This window comes from Desulfobacula sp. (assembly GCF_021107415.1).
The window spans coordinates 1-7,798 of the sequence record NZ_JAIOSW010000339.1; the positions used below are offsets into that span (position 1 = coordinate 1).

A 7,798-nucleotide genomic window follows, 5' to 3' on the forward strand; every position below is an offset into this window, starting at 1 on the left:
AATATATCTATAAATCTTGCAAGATTATTCTACAATTATTTTTCAAACGTGCGAAATGTAAGTTTGATGGTCGGAATAAAAAAACACGATAGCCTATTTTTCGTGGTTTTCCAATGAGTCTCTCTATTTCAACCTACTTGCGATCATTCTGTATTTTTACCTGACAAGGCTTGTGAAAAGACAGAGAATCATATATTTTCCAGAATTATGAAAAAGTCTTCAAAGAACAGGCTGACCCTGCAACAGGAGTCGCTTTTTCCGGGTAGCAGCCTTTTTGATAAAATTGCAAGGGCTGTCTGCCGTGCCGGAACGCTTCCAAGAAAAGAGCTTCATGAAGCATGGGAAATGGCAAAAAGAGTACGGCGAAGGTACCGGGGCGGCAGAGTTTTAGACCTTGCCTGCGGTCATGGCCTTTTGGCTCATATCATGCTCATTCTTGATGACACTTCAAGCATTGCCATCGCCGTGGACAGGAAAATTCCATTAAATGCAAAAAAATTATCCGACGTATTGATCACATCCTGGCCGAGACTGAAAAATAGAATTATTTACAAAGAAATGGATATCCGGGAAATTTTTGTCCTTCCGGATGATATCGTGGTATCTGCTCATGCCTGTGGGTCTTTAACGGATCTGATTATTGATAAGGCCATTGAACAGCATGCCAGGGTGGCGGTTCTGCCCTGCTGCCATAATATAAAAGAATCTTCCACAGCCGGCCTTGAAGGCTGGATGGATAAAACCCTTGCCGTGGATACGATAAGAGCGATAAGGCTAAAAGCTGCGGGATACAAGATTGTGGCCCAGAAAATTCCTGAAAGTATCACACCCAAAAACAGGCTGCTCATGGGAGAATATTTAAAAAGTCAATAACACTTTTAGCATAGACAGAGCAATCGCCCACATGGTAATTCCCACAAGGGTATCCAGAATTCTCCAGGATAATTCTTTTGTAAATAAAGGTGCAAGCATTTTTCCACCAAGGCTTAAGGAAAAAAACCAGATAAATGATGCCGTGACAGCGCCCGCACCAAAAAAGATGTGACCGGGCTGTTTAAACTGACTGGATATGCTGCCCAGCAAAATAACAGTATCAAGATATACATGGGGATTGAACAATGTTATCGCAAGGGTCGTGAGAATAGTAGTTTTTAAGGATGATTCCGTCTTTTGATTTTCAGAAAGCCTGCCGCCTTTGATGGCGGATCTGAAGGAATTGATCCCGTAAATTAAAAGAAAACCAGCCCCGCCAGTGCCGGCGATCAATGAAAGATTTTTGCTTGAGGCGATGATGGTTCCCATGCCGGTTACCCCCAAAGCGATGAGCAGGGCATCACAAATGGCACAGATCAAAGGGATAATAATGTAATGATTTTTTCTGACGCCATGGCTTAAAACAAATGCATTCTGGGCGCCAATGGCGATAATCAATCCGCTTCCGACACCAAACCCTTTTAAAAATGTTAACAGCATGTTTTCCCTTTTTGTAAAGTAACAAAATAACAGGGATAAAATAAGCGAATCAGTAGTTAAAGTAAAATTAATTATTTTTATTAATTATTAGCATTGCTTATAATGTGCGATAAAATCTGTCAGCGATTCTCCAGGACGAAATTTACTTTGTTTTCTTGTAGGTTGTTTAATTGTGCTTATATTCACAAAAATAAATAAATCAAAGGAGAGCATGATGTCTTCATCTTTGGAGCTTGAAATATTCTCAGACTATGTTTGACCCTGGTGTTATTTCATTACCGGGAGTATTGAAAAACTTGAAAAAGAGTATGGAATCCACGTCAAATGGCGAGCCTTTCCCCTTCATCCGGATACGCCTGAACAGGGTCGTACTCTGGAAGAATTGTTTAAACACAAAGGGATACCGGTTGATGTGGATAAACAGAAGGTCACACGTAAAATGATGGCACGCTTGAAAGCCACAGCAGCAAAATTTGGCCTCGCCCTGGGTGACCTAAAGATGACCTATAACAGCCGCCTTGCACAGGAAGTCGGTCTGTGGGCTCAAACAAAATGCCATGGCCATCAATTTCATATGGAAGCTTTCAAGGCTTATTTTGTGGAAGGAAAGAATATTGCCCAAAAAGATGTTCTGTTAAACCTGATAGAGAGTTCCGGACTTGACTGCAAGGAAGGTAAGAAGGTTATTGAAAAGCGGGAATTTTCAGATGCCGTGGATTCGGACTGGGAACTTTCAAAAGCAAAGGGTGTCACAGCAGTTCCAAGCTTTTTCATGGGGCTTGATCGGCTTGTGGGTGCACAGCCCTATGAAGCCCTTGAGAAATTAATCATAAAATATGATATAAGACATATTTGATAAGGATAGAATAAAAAACAATTTAAATCCGGAGATAAAGATGAATGATAAAAAAAAGAAGATTTCTCCTGCCTGTGCATCCTGCGCAGTGGAGATCCCCGAAAGAATTTGTTTATCAGATAAAGGCAAAGGCCCCAAGGGGTGCCCCTCATTGACACGGAAAAATGTTTTAGCACAGGCCAACAAAGAATATGGAGACAAAGAAATCAATCATTTTGCTCATATGGCGTCTTTGCAGGAAGCAGAGTGTTATGCCAACCGGGATCAGCAGCCCTATATTATGCAGCCCACCAAAACACGGATTGTTGAGACCTGTGAATTCGCGATGAAAATGGGATATAAACGCATCGGCCTTGCTTTTTGCATAGGATTGACCATGGAGGTGAAAATTGTTGAAGAAATTTTTAAAGAATATGGGTTCGAGGTAGTTTCCGTCTGCTGTAAAGCCGGCAACAGCTCAAAAGATATTGTTGGTATTTCAGATGATGAAAAAATATACAGAGGCACGGATGAGGCGATGTGTAACCCCATATTCCAGGCAAAGGCCCTGACCCATGAACAGGTCGATTTTAATATTTTGCTGGGATTGTGCGTGGGGCACGATTCCCTGTTTTTACAATTTACGGATATTCCCACTACTGTTCTGGCTGTAAAAGATCGGGTCACCGGCCATAATCCCATGGCAGCAATTTATCATTCCCAATCCTATTACAGGAAGATCAGGCATCCGGATATTAAATCCTGATCTGTCTTAAACAAGATTAATTATTTGTTTAACTTATTAGAGATGCTAATAATATAATATGTTTGACTATAAACTTTTAGAAGCACTGGCCTGTGTGGTCCATGAGCAGGGATTCGACAAAGCTTCCCAGAAATTGCACATTACCCAGTCAGCCGTATCCCAGCGGATAAAACTCCTGGAAGATCAGGTCGGGCAGGTATTGGTCACCCGGATGGTTCCGCCACAGGCAACCCGGGATGGCAAACGGCTTTTAAAACACTATATGCAGGTGAAAAGCCTTGAGGCTGATCTTGAAAGAACCATGGAAACAAAAGGGGAAAAAAGCTTTCAGGTCTTTCCCATCGGCATTAATGCCGACAGCCTTGCCACCTGGTTTTTTCCTGCAATTACACAGTTCTTAAAAGACCATTCAGTCCTGCTGGATTTAAAGGTGGATGATCAGGATGAAACCCATAAAATGCTCAGAAATGGGGAGGTTTCAGGCTGTATCAGTTCTGAAAAATCATCTGTACAGGGGTGCCGTGTCACAACCATTGGGACCATGAATTATCGCTTGGCAGCCACAAAGAATTTTGTTAAACAATATTTTTCGCAAGGTTTGGATGAACAAAGCGTACAAGCTGCCCCTGCTGTTATCTTTAATCGTAAGGATGATCTTCATAATATGGCTTTTAAAAAGCTATTTAAAAAAAATATAAAAAATATCCCGATCAATTATGTGCCGTCATCGGAAAAATTTGCCCGAATGATCATGGACGGACTGGCCTATGGAATGATACCCGACCTTCAGGGGCTTGAGCATATCAGGTCCGGTCTCCTTGTTGATATCGTACCCTCCTGTCATATCAAGGTTAAACTTTACTGGCATCGCTGGAGTCTGAGGTCAAAACTTATGGACGACTTTTCAAGATCAATTGTGAAAAATGCTATGATCTGCTAAAAATACATCATGAAAATAAGATTAAAAGATATCATTGATCTGGACTATCTCATCAGTATGGATGATGCCCTTGATTCCGGGGAGGATATCCAATCGCGGGCGATCAAGGATCGCAAAATTTACCATCAATGCAATAGCAGGTCTCAAACCCTGAAAATTCTTTTGTTTTCATGGCTGGCTTTCAGGAAAGAAGAATTTTTCCAGAATACGGATAAAAAAGGATTAACCCTGCTACCGGGCAGGATTTTTTCATCCCTTTATACCTGGATGGTCTATGGCATGATTTTCTCAGGGGGGATTGCAGGGATATCCCTGGTGTATTCATTCCTTGCCTACCATGGAACCCGCCCGATCAATGTGGCGATTTTTATTGCCTTATTTATTGTCTTGCAGGTAATGTTGATACTATTCACTCTGATGCTATTGGTTCGAAGGGGTATGGGAGCGAAAAACAGTGAAAAACGGTTTCGCTATTCAATAGTTCATACACTTGTATCCTCCTTGTTTTTTGATGTATTGCCCAAAATATTAAAAAGAGTGAACTGGACAATTTTCAAAAAAAGCCTTGATACCCTGGAATACACCTCATCCCTCATCCGGATGAAGAACAGGGAGTATAGAGATCTTTTTTTCTGGCCTTTTTTTATTTTGACATCTGTGTTTGCCTTTAGTTTTTCAGCATGCGCCCTTGGTGGAACATTTTTCAGGGTTGTTGTCAGTGACATGGCCTTTGGGTGGCAGTCAACACTTATGACATCAAGTACCAGAGTCTATGATATAGTTTTATTTATAGCCCGGCCCTGGTCCTGGTTTATTTCAGAATCTTTTACCCATCCGAGTCTTGACCAAATAGAAGGGAGCCGGATCATTTTAAAAGACGGTATTTCTGTTTTGGCCACACAGGATCTTATATCCTGGTGGCCGTTCATCTGCCTGGGAATCTTATTCTATGCTGTTATTCCAAGGGGGATTCTTATCATCGCCGGGGTGTTGGCCCAAAGACGGGCTTTAAGGAATTTTAGTTTTGACAGGCCCAGGTTCAGGCAGTTAATTGTCAGGATGCAGTCTCCTGTTCTGGACATTGACGCCAATGAAACCCCGGTGGACCAGGTCCCAGTGAACCAAAGCATGGAAAGGAACCTGATCTTTCTCCATGACAGGGAGATAAAAGAAACGCCGGGCTTCAAACCTGACGCTGACATTTTAAGCCAAAATGCGTTGATTCTTGCCGCAAAAAATGTCTATTCTGAAAAAATAATTCAAAAGCTTATCCAAGGTATTGAGCAGCACCTGTTTCTTGATGTAAAAGAGATGATTGGGATTAGTTTTGATTATGAAGATGATGCAGATGCGGTCCATCAGATAAATGTCAGTGATGCGGATCAGGTGATTCTGGTCCATGAAGTCTGGCAGCCGCCCATAAGAGGATTGCTCCATTATATTACCCAGATAAAGGCAGCTATGCCTGAAGGCAAGCCCCTGTGGATACTGTTAACCCGGGATGCCGGACAGAAAAATCTTGCAGTGGACAACAATGATGTTAATTATGATGTCTGGAAAAAAGCTATATTTAAACTTGAAAATTCTGAAATAGTGGTGAAAAGGTTTATTTAATTTATGATACCGGAATTTGCCGTACTCGGTCACCCCAATGAAGGTAAGTCTTCCGTCGTCTCCACCCTGACTGAAGACGACCGGATAAAAGTCAGCCGTATTCCCGGGGAAACCATAGTTTCAAAGAGATACACCGTCACAATTGACGGGGAAGAAATTATTCGGTTTGTGGATACTCCCGGGTTTCAGGTTCCCCGGCAGACCCTTGCCTGGTTTAAAGCATATGACGGAGACCCTGCTAAAATTGTTGACCGGTTTATTGATACCCATAAAAATGATCCTTTTTTTGTTGATGAGTGTGAACTTTTAGGCCCGGTGGCCAGGGGAGCGGGTATTATTTATGTTGTGGACGGTTCCCGGCCTGTGCGAGATGACGATCTGGCTGAAATGGAAGTTTTAAGGCTTACAAGCCGTGCAAGAATGGCCATTATCAATTCCAAAACAGATAAGAAAGATTATACTTCGGATTGGCAATTTGAGTTTAGAAAGCATTTTAATTCCATTCGTGTGTTTAATTCAAATACTGCCAATTTTACAGAACGTATTAAGATGCTTGAAAGCCTTAAAGCCATTGACCAGGAATGGGAATCTGTGCTTTCCTGCGTGATCCTGGCGTTTAAAAGAGACTGGCAGAAACGAAACCGGCTGGTGACTGTCCGCATGATCCAAACCATTGAGGAAAGCCTTTCTTTTTTTGTGTCTGAAACAATCACACCATCTTCTGATCAGGAAGAGATCAAAGAAAGGCTCAATAAAAGATATCAGACCCATATCAAAAAAATAGAAAACCAGATGTTTAAAAAGATCAGAACGCTGTTCAAACATCATCTTTTTGAGTACCGGTTACCTGAACATTCTATCCTTAAGCATGATTTGTTTTCAAAACAGACCTGGGAACTTTTAGGCCTGACAAAGGAACAGCTGGCAGCAGCAGGTGCTGTCATAGGCGGTACCATGGGGGCTGTGATTGATGTGGCTGCCGCAGGAATTACATTTGGTGTCTTTACCGCCATAGGAGGGGTTTTAGGGGCTGGTTCCGCTTTGTTCGGTGGAAAAAAGATGACCAAAAAGAAAACAGCAGGCATTCGATTTGGCGGAGATAAACTTCAACTGGGACCCAATAAAAATCCTCAATTTCTTTATATTTTGATGGACAGGGCCCTGATTTACTATTCCCATATTATCAACAGACCACATGGCCGAAGGGATTTATCAGACCAGTCTGAGAAAACTAAGAGCAAAAAAAAAGGATATTCCACAGGGTTTACCACAAGCCAGAGAAATGTGTGTGCAAAGTTTTTTAAAGCTGTGACCGGCCGCTCATTTGGCCGATTGCTTATTCAGGAGAAAAAGGCAATGTCGAATTTTGAAGAATTGATTGAATCTGTTTTAAATGATATATCCGGGAAATATTGAGTCTTTAATAAAAAACTTGTATCCGGATGGAAAATTTGCATATATTGATTTTTGGACCCAAAAATTGTTGACTGATAATTCAAAAGGAATTCTTTGCATGTTATCAAATCTTTTCAGCCCGATTCGGATCGGCAATATGATTTCAAAAAACAGGCTTTTAATGTCTGCCATGAGTATAAACTTTGGTGTGGATGAAAATTGCTGCGTGACGGATCAATTAGTTGAGTATTTTGTAGAAAGAGCAAAAGGCGGTGTCGGCATGATGCTGGTGGGGGGCGGAAGCGTCCATCCCGGAGGTCAGGAACTGCCCGACCTTCCCCAGATGTATAATGACAATTGTATCCCGGCCCTTAAAGAAATGGTTCAAAGGGTGAAGCAATATGACATTTTGTTTGGGGTGCAGCTCATGCATGGCGGGCGCCAGTCCTATCTTCCTGAAAAAGTGGCACCCTCTCCCATACCCGCACCTGCCGTTGTAAAGGGTGAAGTCAGAGCATTGGAAATTGATGAAATAAAAGAACTGACCTCCTGTTTCGGAGATTCAGCCAGACGATGCCGGGAAGCAGGTTTTGATTTTGTCGAGCTTCACGGCGCTCACGGATACTTGATCAACCAGTTCATGGCACCCAATTGTAATATCCGGACGGATGAATATGGGGGATCTTTTGAAAACAGGACACGGTTTTTGTTTGAAATCATAGAAGATATCCAGGCAAAGACGGGAAAAGATTTTCCCATTGGAATACGGATCAAT

Annotated in this window: 7 protein-coding genes and 1 pseudogene; 7 read left to right on the forward strand and 1 reads right to left on the reverse strand. The window is 42.0% G+C overall.

All coding sequences use genetic code 11. The features are described from left to right. Window positions 1–207 precede the first annotated feature (207 nt). Window positions 208–873, forward strand: coding sequence for a methyltransferase (locus tag K8S13_RS17145; protein WP_291464393.1), 666 nt, complete (start codon window positions 208–210; stop codon window positions 871–873). Here the strand turns inward: K8S13_RS17145 and K8S13_RS17150 are convergent. Then, a complete protein-coding gene (locus K8S13_RS17150; RefSeq protein WP_291464394.1) occupies window positions 859–1,473 on the reverse strand; it encodes a LysE/ArgO family amino acid transporter in 615 nt (204 codons plus the stop codon). The two genes, K8S13_RS17145 and K8S13_RS17150, sit on opposite strands and share 15 nt — an antisense overlap. A gap of 214 nt (window positions 1,474–1,687) precedes the next feature. Here K8S13_RS17150 and K8S13_RS17155 point away from each other — a divergent pair, with 214 nt between their 5' ends. The 6 genes and pseudogenes from K8S13_RS17155 to K8S13_RS17180 form a co-directional block, all read left to right on the forward strand. After that, on the forward strand, window positions 1,688–2,329 hold the full coding sequence (locus K8S13_RS17155) for a DsbA family protein (RefSeq protein WP_291464404.1): 642 nt from the start codon (window positions 1,688–1,690) through the stop codon (window positions 2,327–2,329). Between the two features lie 40 nt (window positions 2,330–2,369). Beyond that, on the forward strand, window positions 2,370–3,074 hold the full coding sequence (locus tag K8S13_RS17160) for a DUF1847 domain-containing protein (protein WP_291464396.1): 705 nt from the start codon (window positions 2,370–2,372) through the stop codon (window positions 3,072–3,074). Window positions 3,075–3,132: 58 nt separating this feature from the next. Beyond that, on the forward strand, window positions 3,133–4,014 hold the full coding sequence (locus K8S13_RS17165) for a LysR family transcriptional regulator ArgP (RefSeq protein ID WP_291464398.1): 882 nt from the start codon (window positions 3,133–3,135) through the stop codon (window positions 4,012–4,014). Window positions 4,015–4,023: 9 nt separating this feature from the next. Further along, entirely contained in the window at window positions 4,024–5,628 is a 1,605-nt protein-coding gene (locus K8S13_RS17170) for a DUF2868 domain-containing protein (RefSeq protein WP_291464400.1), read from the forward strand. A 3-nt stretch (window positions 5,629–5,631) separates the two neighbouring features. Continuing rightward, on the forward strand, window positions 5,632–7,044 hold the full coding sequence (locus K8S13_RS17175) for a GTPase/DUF3482 domain-containing protein (protein ID WP_291464401.1): 1,413 nt from the start codon (window positions 5,632–5,634) through the stop codon (window positions 7,042–7,044). 97 nt (window positions 7,045–7,141) lie between these two features. Beyond that, window positions 7,142–7,798: pseudogene (locus tag K8S13_RS17180) on the forward strand (NADH:flavin oxidoreductase); the annotation flags it as partial.